We start from the raw sequence: 15711 nt of genomic DNA, 5'->3' as shown, positions 1-15711 counted from the left end.
TCTAGTTTAAAGACTTTAAAAAAGTGGCCAAAGCAGCCGCATGTTTTTCCTTCAGTTCTTGGTTCACTATGGTTTTTCCATCATAATTTTCATGGAACGATGGCAACGAAAAGATCGCCACAATTTCAGCTCCAAATCTTGGCAACATGTTTTCAATAACCTCCAGCGAACCTATAGCTCCACGTTTACCAGGCGATGTGGCCATGAGCAAAACTTTTGTGTCTTCTAAAAATTTTCGTTCCAATCTGGACAACCAATCCAACAAATTCTTGAAATATGCTGAGGGATTTCCATTATGCTCGTTCACAGAAATTATTAGCGCGTTGGCCCTGCCTATATCATTTTTTAACTCTACTAAAGAATTGGAAAATCCTTTTTCCCTCTCATCATCTTCACTGTACATTGGGAACGGATACCCAGCCAAGTTCAACAAACGGATATCATGTCCCTCTACCAAAGAAGCTGTATGTTGTACCAGTTTATAATTTATGGAAGTGGAAGAATTACTCCCAGCAAATGCCAAAATTGCAGCCATATTGAAAAAACTTTGATTGTTTCGCTAAAATACCTCAATTGGCGCTTAGATGCGAGTATTTTGCATATTTTTGCCCACAGTGACATCCAAACATGCTGTTAAACAAGTATATAGGATAATATTCACCCTTATGAGCGCCAAATCCACAAGGTTGTTTTTTATTGATGCCATGCGAGCATGGGCCATTCTTATGATGCTCCAAGGACATTTTATAGATGGGCTTTTGGACCCGGTTTTCAGGGATTCGCAAGACTCCGTGTTCACAACCTGGTTGTATTTTAGAGGCATCACGGCGCCCGTTTTCTTTACAGTGTCAGGGTTCATATTCACCTTTCTTCTGGTGCGGGTTCCACAAAAAGGATTCGACAATCCTAGGGTTAAAAAAGGAATACGACGGGGATTACAATTAATACTGATTGGTTACTTATTGCGACTCAATTTTTTTGGGCTTCTAAAAGGTCATATTTACGGCGGGTTTTATTTGGTGGATGTGCTTCACTGCATTGGGCTTTCCATCCTTTGTATTATCGGTGTTTATTTAATCTCCACCAATAGGAAAAAGTTTGTTTTTCCTTTGATCTTGGTCGGAATCACCCTCTTGCTCTTCTCTTTTGAGCCCATTTATAAGCAGTTTACCTATGGTTTCCTTCCAGAGGGAATCTCCAATTATTTTACCAAAGCAAATGGTTCCGTCTTCACCATTTTTCCATGGTTGGGCTATGCAACCATAGGTGGAGCATTGGCCATGTTATTTACCCGTTTTAAGAACTATAAATATCTATACGCTATTGCCATAGGCTCGGCAGTTGTCTTGGGCTATGCTTTGATTTTCAAATCATCCGCATTCTTTCTTGACATGTATGCGGTGACTGGGATTGAATTGTTCAAAATGATTCAAAGCAACAACTATCTCTTTATTAGATTGGGTGATGTATTCCTAGTTTTTGCCATATTCATGGTTTTTAGAAGTCTTTTGACCCACAAGACCATATTGAAGATTGGGTCAAATACGTTGACCATTTATGTTATTCATTTTGTGATTCTTTACGGAAGTTTCACGGGATTGGGTCTATACAAGTTCTTCCACCATGAATTGAGCCCCGGCTTGGCAATTTCAGGAGCAATTGTGTTTATGGTACTTTGCACCTACTTATCGCTTCAATATGAAAAATATGAGGCTGATATCAAGCTTCAGATTGACCAAGTTTTCCAAATAGCCAAGGTACAGGCTATAGGACTGCAAAAGTCTTTGGTTCCCATCTATAAGGAAATTGCACCTAAGGTTCGTTTATTCTTGCAACGAATTGTGCAGGTAGTACGTGGTTAATTCCCCAATCGGAAAATCCCATTTCAATCTCGAAAAAAGTCCTGTTTCTGGTCCGTTACACATGGATTGGCCTATCATCCGTAGCAGCAAGAGCAGCCTCTTTAACCGCCTCGGCATAGGTTGGATGTGCATGGCTCATTCGGGATATATCCTCTGCTGATGCCCTAAATTCCATAGCGGTGACTCCTTCTGTGATTAAATCTGCGCATCTGGCTCCAATCATATGGACACCTAGAACCTCGTCTGTCTTTTTATCCGCCAAAATCTTCACAAAACCATCAATGTCCATGCTTGCTCGTGCACGTCCGAGGGCACGCATTGGAAATTGCCCAACCTTGTATTCGATACCGGCTTCTTTAAGTTGTTCCTCGGTTTTGCCAACTGCAGCAACCTCCGGCCAGGTATAAACTACGCCTGGAATAAGATTATAATCGATATGCGGTTTTTGACCTGCCAATATTTCGGCCACCATGGTTCCTTCCTCTTCAGCCTTGTGGGCCAACATAGCACCGCGGACCACATCCCCGATTGCATAAATGTTTGAAACGTTGGTCTGAAGATGGTCATTCACCTCTACTCTTCCTCTTTCATCCAGTTTTACTCCAGCAGCTTCGGCATTCAGGCCATCGGTATAAGGTCTTCTTCCTACAGAAACCAAACAGTAATCCCCTTTTAGAACCACTTCCTGTCCTTTTTTGTCATCTGCCTTTACAATGACCTCATTTCCTTTACGCTCAACGGACTTCACCTTGTGGGAAAGGTTGAACTTCATTTTTTGTTTTTTCAATACCCTGGTCAACTCTTTGGAAAGTCCTCCGTCCATTCCTGGAATGATTCGATCCATAAATTCCACCACGGTGACTTCAGCGCCTAGACGCTTGTATACCTGTCCCAGTTCAAGGCCTATTACACCACCGCCTATCACAATCATGTGTTTGGGAACCTCCTTTAGCTCCAAGGCCTCGGTAGAGGTAATAATTCGTTCCTTATCCAATTCTATGAACGGTAAGTTGGAAGGTTTAGACCCAGTAGCAATTATGATATTCTTTGCTTCAATGGTCTCTTTTTTACCATCTGGCTTGGCTATTTCAACATGTGTCGCATCCTTGAAGCTACCTAATCCCTGATACACATCAATCTTATTTTTGTCCATCAAGAATTGGATTCCCTTGGTAGTCTGGTCAACCACACCCTGCTTGCGGGCCACCATTTGCTTTAGGTTCACCTTGACCTCACCAGGAATCTCAATACCGTGCTCTTCAAAATGCTTTATGGCATCTTCATAATGATGAGAAGAATCCAACATGGCCTTGGAAGGAATACAACCCACATTAAGACAGGTGCCCCCCAAAGTGGCATATTTTTCAATAATTGCTGTTTTCATTCCCAATTGGGCACATCGGATTGCCGCTACATAGCCTCCAGGTCCAGAGCCAATAACGGCCACATCATATTGATTCATAGTAAATGCTTAGAGATAATTATTTGTTCGATTATCGACCACAAAAATAACAATGTTTATCCGATACACCATGGCCGATACTTAACATATCCTTACGAAAAAGTATGGGTGAATTCTGTTTATATTTAACCTATGCGGACAGCGAGCTTAAATCGGGAACTGGAATTGTTCCTTGCGGGAGTGGGTGCCACACAGAGTCTTTGGATGGCTTTGTATTCCATTTTTGAACGAAAAAGAGATTTTAGAAACCTACTTCTTTTCATTTTCTTTATTTCGATTACGGTTCGTTTGACAAAGTCAATTCTTTGGGTTTACCTGGATCAAAGTCCATTATGGTTTATAAATATTGGTTTTGCAGCCCATGCCCTATCCGGTCCCGCCCTATTTCTTTATGCTTGGCATTTTTTGTTCGAAAAGAGGTGGTCCAACTGGAACTTGTTCCATTTTCTACCGGCCCTCATCTTGTTGGTAGGTTTTAAGTCGTTTTCGTTGGATGAATTTTGGTATGCTGGTGGGTATACTTCCTTATTGACCCATCAACTTGTTTATAGTTTATTGAGTTTAGGAATATTGATGATATATTCCTTCAATGGAAACCATAAAGTTCTGTCCAGAACTGCCTTCATGTGGATTATTGCATTGATTGTAGGTACGGCGGTTTTGCAGTTTTTATACTTTTCAAACTATATGCTGGGCCTTACTCCATATTTGTTAGGACCAATCATTTACCTTCCTTTCATTTATTTTCTGGCTTTTCTTTTGTTTAAGAATCCTACGATAATTAAACCGAATAAAGGGACCAAATCCCAGAACATCCGACTTACAGAGGGTGAACTTTCGGAAATAGCCAATCAGTTGGAAGTGTTGATGGTTTCAAAAAAAATGTACCTGGACCCAAATTGTACTTTGGGAAAAGTTGCCCATGAGCTTAGACTACCACTCTATCTAGTATCCCACACGGTAAATAATCAAATTGGCAAGAGCTTTCCCGATTTTCTAAATGGTTATCGCGTAGAGGAAATCAAGAAAAGATTGGTACATCCAGATTTTACGAATAATACCATTGCGAGTATTGCCTATGATTGTGGTTTCAACACTCTATCTTCTTTTAATATCGCCTTCAAAAAAACTACTGGAACCACACCGACCAGATTTCAGAAAAAGAACAAAACCGTTTAGTTTTTTATAAATCCCTCATACCTATTTATTAATTAAAAAGGTATTTGGAAGTTGAACATTCAACTTTAGAGCTCTAAAAAGGGGCTCTTATGCGCAATCTCTTCAAGGTTAGACTACTTCATCAAATCGGGCAACAGAACAAAGAACAGCTCAAAATTGTAATCTGTTCCTGCATCTATTTCTTTAGTCTGTTGTGCTCGTACTTTATTCTTAGACCTGTAAGGGATGAAATGGGTATAGTTAATGGGGCCGTAAATATGCAATGGCTCTTTACAGGAACTTTTGTTGCCATGTTATGTGTAGTTCCATTATTTGGTTTCTTGGTGTCAAAAAGACCGATAAAAAAGGTACTGCTCTATTCTTATTCCTTTTTTGTAGGGACCATTTTACTTTTCTATTTCCTCTTTATCGTTTTTGGAATTACCCGAATCTGGGCCATAACTTTCTTCATTTGGTTAAGCGTGTTCAACCTGTTTGTAGTGTCTTTGTTTTGGAGTTTTATGGCCGATATTTTTTCAGGAAAATCCGCCAAGCGTTATTTTGGCATAATAGCTTCTGGAGGGAGTTTGGGGGCCATTACGGGTCCTTTTATTGCCAAATACCTGAGTTCATCCCAATCCATAGGCCCACTGTTATTGACAGCAGTCTTGTTCCTGTTGATAGCGCTAGGTTGCATTGTTACAATCTTAAGATTGATTCCTGAAAAAGACCGTTTCAAAAAAAATCGGAGTGAATCCAAAGTAAAGATGGCCGACTTGCTCGAAGGGATACGGGACATGGCAAAATCCCCTTACCTTTTGGGCATTGTAGCTTTTATTCTATGCTACACCGCCATTTCCACGGTACTTTATTTTGAACAGGCCCATATTGTGGAAAGCACGTTGAAAGATTCTTCGGACCGAATCGCTTATTTTTCAAACATTGACTTTTCCGTGAATACCATCGCAGTTTTGGGCCAATTTTTTCTGACTGCTGGAATCATCCGTAAAATTGGGCTTTCCATGGTATTGGCCTCTATCCCTTTTTGCATAGGAATGGGATTGATTGTTTTGGGGTTAAATCCTTCCTTGGGTTTTGTTGCAATTCTCATGGTCATCCATAGGGCTGGAAACTTCATGCTACTTCGTCCCGGAAGGGAAATACTGTTCACCGTAACCTCCCATAAAGAGAAATACAAAGCCAAGAATTTTATTGATACAGCCATATATAGGGGCGGTGATGCTCTAGTTGGGTGGATTTTTGCAGGGCTATTGGCATTGGGTTCTGGATTGGGCACAATTGCCTTTTTGGCAGTTCCTGTGGCATTTGCATGGGGGTTTACCGGATTTCGTCTTGGTAGACTTCAGCAGAAAAGAGAGAAAAGATTAACTTTAAATACACCAAGCCATGAAAGTGATATACAATCGTAGAGAAATATTAAAATTGTCCGTTTTGGCCGGAATCGGTTTGTCTTTCAGGACCGTGGATACTCTTATGTTTGATTCCAAAGTACTGACCAGACCGATACCATCTTCGGGAGAATCTTTGCCCGCCGTAGGATTGGGTACCTGGCAGACATTTGATGTAGGTAGTTCTTCAGAACAACGAAAAATACTGAGTCAGGTTTTAAAAGAATTACATCGTTTTGGAGGTGCCGTCATTGACTCCTCCCCCATGTATGGTTCATCAGAAAAAGTTGTTGGTGACCTCACCTCAGAATTGAATTTCAAGGACCAGTTGTTCTATGCCACAAAGGTTTGGACATCTGGACAAAGGTCTGGGGTAGCCCAAATGGAAGCTTCCATGAAAAAAATGGGACGTTCAACCATGGATCTAATACAAATCCACAACTTGGTAGATTGGAATACCCATGTAAAAACACTAAAACAATGGAAAGAGCAAGGAAAAATCCGTTATTGGGGCATTACCCACTATGTGGATTCTTCGCATGCATCGCTGGAAGCCATCATCAAATCTGAAAGACCGGATTTTGTTCAATTCAACTATTCCATTCTTTCCAGACATGCCGAAAAATCACTTTTTGACACAGCAAAAAAATATGGCGTGGCCACCATCATCAATCAACCTTATGCCGGCGGCTCTTTGTTTAGAAAGGTAAGAGGGAAAGAGTTGCCAGATTGGACAAAAGAATGGGATATTAATAGTTGGGGACAGTATTTTCTGAAGTTTATCCTATCCAATCCTGCCGTTACCTGCGCAATTCCAGGCACTTCTAAGCCTCATCACATGATAGATAATATGAAGGCTGGTTTGGGCAAAATTCCTGATGAAGCCACAAGAATGAAAATGGTTAAGCACTTAAAATCCTTATAGGATTATATTGGTGCTAACGGAAATTTATTGGCACCGTAACTACCCAACCATACTCCTCCTAAGAGGGATAAATGAAGACCGGATTCAAACCACATGGGTCCACTCCAATGATCGCAATGCATAAGTAAAGACATCTTCACCAAAATAAATAAGGATATTAACAAATGTGGCCAATAATTATCTCTGACGACAATCAACGAGGCAATGAATCCAGAGACCACCGCCGAACCAAATATGGCCATTCCCCCAATAGCCAGTTCAGAACTGGTGGAGGTACAAAAGCTCAATCCTTTAAAGATGATATCTTGGGACAAGGTAGTGTAGAGTATTAAAGATAGTGTGCCCACTACAGTTGCCAGTACCGTGAGTAAAATTCGTGTACGGGATTTCATGACGCTAAAAGCTGTTTTTTGATGGTATTCGTTTCTTGATCTGGTCAAAAATTAGGAATATCTTCCCGATACCGTCTTCCTTTTAACATCCTTTTACGTTAAACTTTGCTAAATATGAACTGCTGGGGTATTCTTCACCTCATTAATTACAAAGGAGCTGTGGGTGTTACCAATATTATTGATTGCGGTCAGCTTAGTGACCATGAATTCTCGATAAGCTTTCATATCTTCCACATTCACAATGATGATGTAATCATAGTCGCCCCCCACATGAAAACATCCGTTTACCTCATTCAACCTTAATATTTCACGCTCAAACTTTAGTACGTTCTCTTTGGTATGCTGTACTAACCTAATGTGACAAAGCACTGTAAAATCCCGTTTCACTTTTTCTTTGTCAACCATAGCCACATAGTTTGTAACGATACCTGTTCGCTCCAAACGGCGAATTCTTTCATATACGGCAGTTTTTGAAAGTTTTAGGGCATCTGCATATTGTTTGGTGGTCTTTTTACAATCTTCCTGTAAAAGCTGCACCAACTTTTTGTCTATAGAATCCAAATCCATGCTGAAAAAAATTCATTTACAGTTATACCATGATATAGTTTTTAGAACATTGTTCTAAATATTCTTATAATAAAGAACAAAAATCTAAATATAACATTTATCATTGACATAAAGTCCTATCTATCTTAATTTTATCGGAAAAATAACCCAATGGACTACAAAGCAACGGAAAACATTCAAGACTTACAGTATTTTGGAGAATTTGGTGGGGTAAATCCCTCAATATCAGATTCATCTACCTATACATTCATCTCAGCAAAGACCATGTTCGACACCTTTGAGGGGAATACGGAAGGATGCTATTTGTACAGTAGACATTCCTCACCATCCAATCTCTATTTGGGTGAAGCTATGGCCCAGCTGGAAGGAACTGAAGCTGCTAACGTGTTTGCAAGTGGCATGGGAGCAATCAGTTCAGTAATTTTTCAATTGTGTGATAGTGATGAGCATATTGTTTGCAGTCGAACAATTTATGGCGGCACCTATGCTTTTCTAAAGAACTTTGTAAAAAAGTTCAATATCTCAACCTCCTTTGTGGATATTACCAACTTGGAAATGGTTGAAAAGTCCATTACCGCAAAGACCAAAATGATTTATTGCGAGGCCATTAGCAATCCGTTGCTTGAGGTGGCGGATATTAAGGCCTTGTCCAAACTCGCTAAAAAACACGGCATCCCTTTAGTGGTAGATAATACATTTTCTCCCCTCAATATCAATGCGGCTAAACTTGGAGCGGATATCGTTGTGCATAGCCTCACAAAATTCATAAATGGAAGTAGTGACTGTGTTGCCGGAGCAGTTTGCGCTTCAATAGAATTTTGTCTTTCCCTAAAAGATGTCAACGATGGCGCCGGTATGCTCATGGGAAGTACATTGGATAGTCTCCGGGCAGCATCCATCCTTAAAAACATGAGGACCTTGCATATCCGAATCAAAAAGCACAGTGAAAATGCATTCTATCTAGCTAAACAGTTTGAGAAAGACGGACTAAAAGTGGTTTACCCAGGGTTGGAAAGCCATCCTGGTCATGAGATCATGAAATCCCAAATGAACAAAGAATATGGTTTTGGAGGATTGCTCACCCTAGATGTCGGTTCTGTGGAAAAAGCCAATGCACTTATGGAACTGATGCAAAAAGAAAAGCTGGGCTATTTAGCGGTTAGCTTAGGATTTTACAAAACTCTCTTCAGTGCTTCTGGAACGTCGACTTCCTCTGAAATTCCTATGGAAGAGCAGGAAGAATTAGGACTTTCACAAGGATTGATTCGTTTTTCGATTGGGTTGGATAACGATATCCATAGCACCTATTCCTCAATGCGAAAGTGCATGGAAATGCTGGACATCTTGGAAAACAATACCACCTTGGTTTAATGGGCATTACTAGATCTGGTTTGGAGAACAAGGTTCAAAATTGTAATATTACCCATCGACAAAACAGACCAGATGCCGAAAAAAGAGGAAAAACCCAAGTATAGACAAAACGAAAACATCATAGATAATAAAGAACTGAACATTTGGGAAGCTTTGCTTCCCGTTTTTGCGTTGGTTGCCATGTTAGCGTACAACGTTTACGTTTTTGGCGATGACGCGCTGAGCGGTTCCAATCAGTTTATCTTGCTTTTAGGTGGTGCTGTAGCTGCCATTGTTGGGTTTTTCAACAAGGTTACTTACAAACAAATGTTGGCAGAGGTTGCGGAGAATGTTCGCTCAACAACAGGTGCACTCCTCATTCTGCTCATGGTAGGCGCGCTCTCTGGAACATGGCTGGTAAGTGGTATTATTCCGGCCATGATTTATTATGGACTGCAAATACTCAATCCCACCATATTTCTGGCAGCTTGTGTTATCATTTGTGCTATAATTTCCATTGCCACGGGAAGCAGCTGGACCACAGCCGCCACTGTTGGTATTGCTCTAATTGGAATCGGTGATGCTCTAGGCATCTCATTAGGTATGACGGCAGGTGCCGTACTTTCAGGAGCCTATTTCGGGGACAAAATGTCTCCCTTGAGCGACACCACCAACCTGGCTCCCGCTATGGCAGGAGGCGATTTGTTCTCGCATATCAGGTATATGGCCTTTACCACGGTACCCACAATTAGCGTTACGTTACTGGTTTTTATAATTCTTGGATTTACAATTGATACTTCTGGAGTCGCAGATACTGGGGCCATTCTAGAAAATATCAGTGCCGCCTTTAACATCAACGGTTGGTTGTTCATTGTCCCTGTGGTGGTAATCCTGCTTATCATAAAAAAAGCTCCTCCCCTTTTGGCACTCTTAATTGGAACATTGCTTGGCGGAGTTTTTGCATTGATCTTTCAACCAGACATTGTGGCCACCATTGGAGGCAGCGATACTTTAGACTTTGAATCTGGCTATAAAGGAATCTTAAACGCCATAACTGTGGATACATCCATATCCACTCAAGACCCAGCTCTAAACGATTTATTCTCCTCAGGAGGAATGGCAGGTATGCTGGGCACTATTTGGTTGATTGTGTGCGCCATGGTCTTTGGTGGCATTATGGACGGTATTGGAGCTTTAAAACGAATTACCCAATCCCTCTTGAGCATGGCCAAAACTACATTTGGACTTTTTGCCAGCACAGTTGGAAGCTGTTTGGCGCTTAATGTAACGGCATCGGACCAGTATCTTGCTCTTGTTGTGCCAGGTAAAATGTTTTCCAAAGCTTATGAAGAGCGCGGGCTGGCTCCTGAAAATCTTAGCCGGACCCTGGAAGACTCGGGTACCGTAACGTCCGTGCTGGTTCCATGGAACACCTGTGGGGCCTATCACAGTGGTGTCCTTGGAGTAAGTGTGGGAGAGTATTTTGTATACGCCATTTTTAACTGGCTGAGCCCCTTTATGACACTGTTGTTCGCAGCTTTCAAGATAAAAATCAAGCAACTGGTCACTAAATAAGATTGGGGGCTTTTTGTTGATTCAACCCAAGGTTGATTTAATAATCAGCAAGGAAATAATCCAGATTTTACCAAATCAACATCTCTCTTGTTTAAAATCCTAGGAATCCCTAACAAAAAATCTTGATTTTTATAAAGACAATAATAAGTTTGATTCATTCCAAATTCAGTTCAAAATAGTGACAAAACTTTACCACAATCCGTAAATTTGTCAGCCCAAAAAGCAGATAAATTATGACATTAGTTGGTAAAAAATTTCCAAACATGGAGGTCAACGCGATTGATAAATCCGGGGCCAATTTCAAACTCAACATCTTAAAAAAAGCACAAGAACTGAACAAAAAAATTGTGCTGTTCTGGTATCCCAAGGATTTTACTTTTGTATGTCCTACGGAATTACACGCTTTTCAGAATGCTTTGGAAGAATTTGAAAAAAGAAATACCATGGTAATTGGAGCTTCCTGCGATACGGCTGAGGTTCATTTTGCCTGGCTGAATACCGAAAAGAAAAATGGAGGTATTCAAGGTGTTTCTTATCCCTTGTTGGCGGACAGCAATAGAAACTTGGCCTCTACCCTAGGTATTTTGGACATTACCAACGAAAAATATGACGAGGAAACAAAAACATTTACCGTTGAGGGAGATAATGTTACCTATCGCGCCACTTATCTTATCGATGAGGAAGGAACTATTTTCCATGAAAGCGTAAATCACATGCCTCTAGGCAGGAACATTGCCGAATTCCTTAGACTAATTGATGCCTATACACATGTACAGGAAAAAGGTGAAGTTTGCCCAGCCAACTGGCAAGACGGTAAAGAAGCCATGAACGCCGATAGAACCGGAGTGGCCGAGTACCTTTCAAAGCATGCCAACTAGAGATCATCTCTTTAGCAAAAGAATCGCATACATAATTTTTGAAAATAGCCCTACTGTTGGTTATTTTTAGAATAGATAAAAGAAAGCCTGTTTGAAAAATCAAATGGGCTTTCTTTTCGGTTCATCTTTTTTGGATTATTTAGTAACTTCATCCTCTTAAATCAAGATAAGCTATGGCATCAATAAAACTTGGTGGAAACCCCGCCAATACTCTAGGCGAACTTCCCACAAAAAATACAAAAGCTCCAGATTTCACATTGACCAAATCTGACCTTTCCACAGTCTCGTTTTCAGATTACGAAGGACATAATTTGGTCTTGAACATTTTTCCGAGTGTAGATACAGGCACCTGCTCTCAATCTGTAAGGCAGTTTAACCAAGAGGCTGCCAATATGAAAGATGCTAAAGTGCTTTGCATTTCCAAAGACCTTCCATTTGCCCAACAAAGATTCTGTGGAGCAGAAGGAATTGAAAATGTTGAAATGCTTTCAGACTACAAGACCGGCCAATTTGGAGAGGATTATGGGGTTACTTTTATCGACAGCGCTTTTGAAAGTCTACTCTCTAGATCCGTAGTGGTCATCAATAAAAAAGGTGAAGTGGTTTATACCGAACAGGTCCAGGAAACCGCAGATGAACCAAACTACGAAGCTGCCATTGAAGCTTTAATGCATGCCTAAGGAATCATTTCTTAAAAATAGAATCCGGAGCGTTGGCTATGCCTTTAAAGGCATGTTCTTGCTTCTTTGGACAGAGTCGAGTATTAAGATTCAATTTGTAATTGCCCTGGTGGTTACTGCCGCCGGATTCTATTTTGAAATATCCAGCACTGAATGGGCCCTTCAGTTAATAGCCATAGGAATGGTAATGGGTACAGAGGGTGTCAATACCGCTATTGAAAAGCTTTCGGATTATGTACAGCCCAATGAAGATCCAAAAATTGGCTTGATCAAAGATATTTCGGCCGGAGCAGTAATGATCGTATCCATCATTTCCTCCATAGTGGGACTCATCATTTATGTCCCAAAAATCATCTGATCAACATCCGCTTCCATAGGAAGCAACGTAAATTTGTAAATTAGCCCCAGCATTTAAAAGAGCAATGGCAAAAAAGAGGACAAAATCCAAATCTACTTCCTCCAAAAAAGGTTTTTCATTTAAACCTTCGAAGCAAAACAAAATTATTTTTGGCAGTCTTCTGATTGTCCTAAGTATTGCCCTCTTCTTCTCCTTTATGTCCTTCTATTTTACCTGGCAAGAGGATCAAAGTTTGCTTTCACAATTTGGTGACAGAAATGCCCAGGCCAGCAATTTATTGAACAAGTTTGGTGCAGCCGTTAGTCATTTCTTCATGTACAAGGGTTTTGGATTGGCCTCATTTGCCTTTCCCTTACTTCTAGCGGTAACTGGACTGTATTTGTTTCTGGGGTTAAATGGAAAAGGATTGATGAGCAAATGGATTTGGGGCTTGATCGGGGTGATATGGATTTCTGTGGCCTTGGGCTTTTTTGCAACGGAACAACCTTTGTTGGGAGGTCTCATCGGGTATGAAATGAACGACTTTCTTCAGGACTATGCAGGGAAAATAGGAGTTTTTCTATTATTGATTTTTGTGTTGATGGTGATTCTGGTACGTCTTTTCAACTTCTCTCCAGAAGGTTTGGGGAATTTTTTACGTTCACAGAGAAACCAGTTTAAATCTGATCTTAAAAAAGAAAAAGATACACCACTTGATGAAAAACCGTCAGATTCAGACGAGAGCAGCATAGAACTGAGTATGGAGACCGACACTCCTGTAGCTGTAGACACTTACACCCATAAAAATGATATCCCTCCTTTAAAAAGCGAAGCTGGATTGGACGTTAACCTACCTGAAGATGACGAACCCACTTTAGACTTAAAAGTAGAAGAGGTTACCCAAGAAAAGGAAGAAAGCGAAGTCAAGGCTGCAAAACTGGTTAAAGATTTTGGTGAATTTGATCCCAAACTGGAATTGGGAAATTATAAATTCCCCCCTCTCGATCTATTGGATTCCCATGGAGCTTCAAAAGGTATCACCATAAACCAGGAGGAGCTTGAGGAGAACAAAAACAGAATCGTTAGCACCCTCAAGAACTATAAAATTGGAATTGCCCAGATCAAGGCAACCATTGGTCCTACCGTGACCCTCTATGAAATTGTGCCTGAAGCAGGTGTCCGTATCTCCAAGATTAAAAATCTTGAGGACGATATAGCACTTTCTTTGGCTGCATTAGGTATACGAATTATAGCTCCCATTCCTGGAAAAGGAACTATTGGTATTGAAGTGCCCAACAAGAATGCCACGGTGGTTTCTATGAGGTCGGTAATTGCTTCCAACAAGTTCCAAAAGGCAGAAATGGAACTTCCTGTTGCCTTTGGCAAGACTATTAGTAATGAGACCTTTGTTGTGGATCTCTCCAAAATGCCTCACTTATTAATGGCCGGTGCCACTGGACAAGGTAAATCTGTTGGATTGAATGCGGTAATCACCTCCCTACTCTATAAAAAGCATCCGGCAGAGGTGAAATTTGTATTGGTTGACCCCAAAAAGGTAGAACTCACCCTGTACAACAAAATAGAGCGGCACTTTTTGGCCAAACTTCCGGATTCAGAAGAAGCAATAATCACCGACAATACCAAAGTGATCAATACACTGAATTCACTTTGTATTGAAATGGACAATCGATACGAGTTATTGAAATTGGCCATGGTCAGAAACATCAAGGAATATAATGCCAAGTTCAAGGAGAGGAAACTCAATCCAAATGACGGGCATAAATTCCTTCCCTACATTGTTCTGGTCATAGATGAGTTTGCCGATTTGATCATGACCGCTGGCAAGGAAGTGGAAACGCCCATTGCAAGATTGGCACAATTGGCCCGTGCCATTGGTATTCACTTGATTATTGCCACCCAAAGGCCATCTGTCAATGTCATCACAGGTATCATCAAAGCCAATTTCCCAGCAAGGATAGCCTTCCGGGTAACCTCAAAAATAGACTCAAGGACCATTTTGGATGCACAGGGGGCTGACCAATTGATAGGTAGAGGAGATATGCTCTTCACACAAGGAAACGATGTGACCCGTCTACAATGTGCCTTTGTGGACACCCCGGAAGTAGGTAAAATAACAGAATACATAGGTTCACAACGCGCATATCCTGAAGCACATTTACTTCCAGAGTATATTGGCGAAGATTCTGGCACGGGTATTGATTATGACATTTCGGACAGGGATGCCATGTTCCGAGAAGCTGCTGAAGTAATCGTTACCGCACAACAAGGTTCCGCCTCCTTGATCCAAAGAAAATTAAAATTGGGATATAACAGGGCGGGAAGAATTATTGATCAGTTAGAAGCCGCCGGAATTGTGGGGCCCTTTGAGGGCAGTAAGGCACGTCAAGTATTGGTTCCGGACATTTATGCCCTAGATCAACTTTTACAAAATGAAACAAAATAACATCATGTTCAAAAAACAAATCCTCCTTATAGCATTAACAATTATTGGTCTGTCATCTTACGGACAGAATTCCTCCAAGGCTAAAGCCTTACTGGATGAAGTCTATACCAAAGTGATGAGCTATGACAATATTTATATTGATTTTTCATCTGCTTTAGAAAACACTGAAGCCAATCTCAAACAGGAAACCAACGGAAACGTGACCATGGATGGAGACAAATATGTTCTAAATTATTTTGGGGCAAAACAACTCTACGATGGAAAGAAAGTGTACACCGTAGTTCCAGAAAACGAGGAAGTCACCATTGAGGATGTAAATGAAGACGAGGACAATGTTAGCCCTTCCAAGATGCTTACATTTTATAAGTCCGGTCATAATTACCAATGGGATATTCTTCAAAACGTAGGAGGACGAAAAATCCAATACGTGAAACTTATTCCCATTGATTCCAATACCGAGATTAAATCTGTGCTCTTGGGTATAGACACCCAGACAAAACACATCTTCAAACTCATCCAAACGGGAAATAACGGTACAAAAACCACCATTACCGTTAATTCTTTCAAAACCGACCAGCCTCTTTCAAGCAGTCTGTTTACCTTTGACGAGAAAAAATACGAGGACCAAGGGTACTACATCATAAGAAATTAG

15 protein-coding genes are annotated in these 15711 nt (G+C 40.8%); 11 read left to right on the top strand and 4 right to left on the bottom strand.

The genetic code is table 11. The features are described from left to right. Position 1: 1 nt before the first annotated feature. Positions 2-535 carry an NADPH-dependent FMN reductase gene (locus DX873_RS04385; protein WP_116183284.1) on the bottom strand — a complete coding sequence of 178 codons (534 nt, stop codon included), beginning with the start codon at positions 533-535 and terminating at the stop codon, positions 2-4. A gap of 130 nt (positions 536-665) precedes the next feature. On the opposite strand from DX873_RS04385, the gene DX873_RS04380 reads away from it, so the two are divergent. Beyond that, positions 666-1862 carry an acyltransferase family protein gene (locus tag DX873_RS04380; RefSeq protein WP_116183813.1) on the top strand — a complete coding sequence of 399 codons (1197 nt, stop codon included), beginning with the start codon at positions 666-668 and terminating at the stop codon, positions 1860-1862. Positions 1863-1917: 55 nt separating this feature from the next. On the opposite strand, the gene lpdA is transcribed toward DX873_RS04380, so the two are convergent. After that, on the bottom strand, positions 1918-3324 hold the full coding sequence (lpdA, locus tag DX873_RS04375; protein WP_116183283.1) for a dihydrolipoyl dehydrogenase: 1407 nt from the start codon (positions 3322-3324) through the stop codon (positions 1918-1920). A 132-nt stretch (positions 3325-3456) separates the two neighbouring features. Here lpdA and DX873_RS04370 point away from each other — a divergent pair, with 132 nt between their 5' ends. The 3 genes from DX873_RS04370 to DX873_RS04360 all read left to right on the top strand — a co-directional run bounded on the left by DX873_RS04370 (position 3457) and on the right by DX873_RS04360 (position 6816). After that, positions 3457-4503, top strand: a complete 1047-nt coding sequence (locus DX873_RS04370; RefSeq protein ID WP_116183282.1) for a helix-turn-helix domain-containing protein — start codon at positions 3457-3459, stop codon at positions 4501-4503. Between the two features lie 89 nt (positions 4504-4592). Further along, positions 4593-5912: an NTP/NDP exchange transporter gene (locus tag DX873_RS04365; RefSeq protein ID WP_116183281.1), complete on the top strand. Its 1320-nt coding sequence runs from the start codon at positions 4593-4595 to the stop codon at positions 5910-5912. Further along, positions 5890-6816 carry an aldo/keto reductase gene (locus tag DX873_RS04360; protein WP_116183280.1) on the top strand — a complete coding sequence of 309 codons (927 nt, stop codon included), beginning with the start codon at positions 5890-5892 and terminating at the stop codon, positions 6814-6816. Before DX873_RS04365 ends, DX873_RS04360 begins: the two co-directional genes overlap by 23 nt. Before the next feature lie 2 nt (positions 6817-6818). Here DX873_RS04360 and DX873_RS04355 read toward each other — a convergent pair whose 3' ends face one another. Together DX873_RS04355 and DX873_RS04350 are read right to left on the bottom strand one after the other, a co-directional pair. Further along, the gene (locus DX873_RS04355) at positions 6819-7208 is read right to left on the bottom strand and encodes a hypothetical protein (RefSeq protein WP_116183279.1); all 390 of its coding nucleotides are present in this window, start codon (positions 7206-7208) and stop codon (positions 6819-6821) included. Between the two features lie 108 nt (positions 7209-7316). Next, positions 7317-7775, bottom strand: coding sequence for an Lrp/AsnC family transcriptional regulator (locus DX873_RS04350; RefSeq protein WP_116183278.1), 459 nt, complete (start codon positions 7773-7775; stop codon positions 7317-7319). A gap of 150 nt (positions 7776-7925) precedes the next feature. On the opposite strand from DX873_RS04350, the gene DX873_RS04345 reads away from it, so the two are divergent. The 7 genes from DX873_RS04345 to lolA1 all read left to right on the top strand — a co-directional run bounded on the left by DX873_RS04345 (position 7926) and on the right by lolA1 (position 15711). Then, entirely contained in the window at positions 7926-9146 is a 1221-nt protein-coding gene (locus DX873_RS04345) for an aminotransferase class I/II-fold pyridoxal phosphate-dependent enzyme (RefSeq protein WP_116183277.1), read from the top strand. Positions 9147-9218: 72 nt separating this feature from the next. Then, complete coding sequence (nhaC, locus tag DX873_RS04340) at positions 9219-10700, top strand: Na+/H+ antiporter NhaC (RefSeq protein ID WP_116183276.1); 1482 nt, start codon at positions 9219-9221, stop codon at positions 10698-10700. Between the two features lie 233 nt (positions 10701-10933). Then, positions 10934-11578, top strand: a complete 645-nt coding sequence (locus DX873_RS04335) for a peroxiredoxin (protein ID WP_116183275.1) — start codon at positions 10934-10936, stop codon at positions 11576-11578. A 173-nt stretch (positions 11579-11751) separates the two neighbouring features. Beyond that, the gene (gene tpx / locus DX873_RS04330; protein WP_116183274.1) at positions 11752-12258 is read left to right on the top strand and encodes a thiol peroxidase; all 507 of its coding nucleotides are present in this window, start codon (positions 11752-11754) and stop codon (positions 12256-12258) included. Continuing rightward, complete coding sequence (locus DX873_RS04325) at positions 12251-12616, top strand: diacylglycerol kinase family protein (protein ID WP_116183273.1); 366 nt, start codon at positions 12251-12253, stop codon at positions 12614-12616. Before tpx ends, DX873_RS04325 begins: the two co-directional genes overlap by 8 nt. A gap of 64 nt (positions 12617-12680) precedes the next feature. Then, the gene (locus DX873_RS04320) at positions 12681-15059 is read left to right on the top strand and encodes a DNA translocase FtsK (protein WP_116183272.1); all 2379 of its coding nucleotides are present in this window, start codon (positions 12681-12683) and stop codon (positions 15057-15059) included. Positions 15060-15063: 4 nt separating this feature from the next. Then, positions 15064-15711 carry an outer membrane lipoprotein periplasmic chaperone LolA1 gene (gene lolA1, locus DX873_RS04315; RefSeq protein ID WP_116183812.1) on the top strand — a complete coding sequence of 216 codons (648 nt, stop codon included), beginning with the start codon at positions 15064-15066 and terminating at the stop codon, positions 15709-15711.

The organism is Flagellimonas nanhaiensis, assembly GCF_003382275.1.
GTDB lineage: Bacteria > Bacteroidota > Bacteroidia > Flavobacteriales > Flavobacteriaceae > Flagellimonas > Flagellimonas nanhaiensis.
This window is presented reverse-complemented; position numbering and strand designations above follow the sequence as displayed.

Excerpts from the sequence above, each read along its gene's own strand:
- DX873_RS04385 (WP_116183284.1), bottom strand. The coding sequence starts at position 535 with ATGGCTGCAATTTTGGCATTTGCTGGGAGTAATTCTTCCACTTCCATA.
- DX873_RS04380 (WP_116183813.1), top strand. The coding sequence starts at position 666 with ATGAGCGCCAAATCCACAAGGTTGTTTTTTATTGATGCCATGCGAGCA.
- lpdA (WP_116183283.1), bottom strand. The coding sequence starts at position 3,324 with ATGAATCAATATGATGTGGCCGTTATTGGCTCTGGACCTGGAGGCTAT.
- DX873_RS04370 (WP_116183282.1), top strand. The coding sequence starts at position 3,457 with ATGCGGACAGCGAGCTTAAATCGGGAACTGGAATTGTTCCTTGCGGGA.
- DX873_RS04365 (WP_116183281.1), top strand. The coding sequence starts at position 4,593 with ATGCGCAATCTCTTCAAGGTTAGACTACTTCATCAAATCGGGCAACAG.
- DX873_RS04360 (WP_116183280.1), top strand. The coding sequence starts at position 5,890 with ATGAAAGTGATATACAATCGTAGAGAAATATTAAAATTGTCCGTTTTG.
- DX873_RS04355 (WP_116183279.1), bottom strand. The coding sequence starts at position 7,208 with ATGAAATCCCGTACACGAATTTTACTCACGGTACTGGCAACTGTAGTG.
- DX873_RS04350 (WP_116183278.1), bottom strand. The coding sequence starts at position 7,775 with ATGGATTTGGATTCTATAGACAAAAAGTTGGTGCAGCTTTTACAGGAA.
- DX873_RS04345 (WP_116183277.1), top strand. The coding sequence starts at position 7,926 with ATGGACTACAAAGCAACGGAAAACATTCAAGACTTACAGTATTTTGGA.
- nhaC (WP_116183276.1), top strand. The coding sequence starts at position 9,219 with ATGCCGAAAAAAGAGGAAAAACCCAAGTATAGACAAAACGAAAACATC.
- DX873_RS04335 (WP_116183275.1), top strand. The coding sequence starts at position 10,934 with ATGACATTAGTTGGTAAAAAATTTCCAAACATGGAGGTCAACGCGATT.
- tpx (WP_116183274.1), top strand. The coding sequence starts at position 11,752 with ATGGCATCAATAAAACTTGGTGGAAACCCCGCCAATACTCTAGGCGAA.
- DX873_RS04325 (WP_116183273.1), top strand. The coding sequence starts at position 12,251 with ATGCCTAAGGAATCATTTCTTAAAAATAGAATCCGGAGCGTTGGCTAT.
- DX873_RS04320 (WP_116183272.1), top strand. The coding sequence starts at position 12,681 with ATGGCAAAAAAGAGGACAAAATCCAAATCTACTTCCTCCAAAAAAGGT.
- lolA1 (WP_116183812.1), top strand. The coding sequence starts at position 15,064 with ATGTTCAAAAAACAAATCCTCCTTATAGCATTAACAATTATTGGTCTG.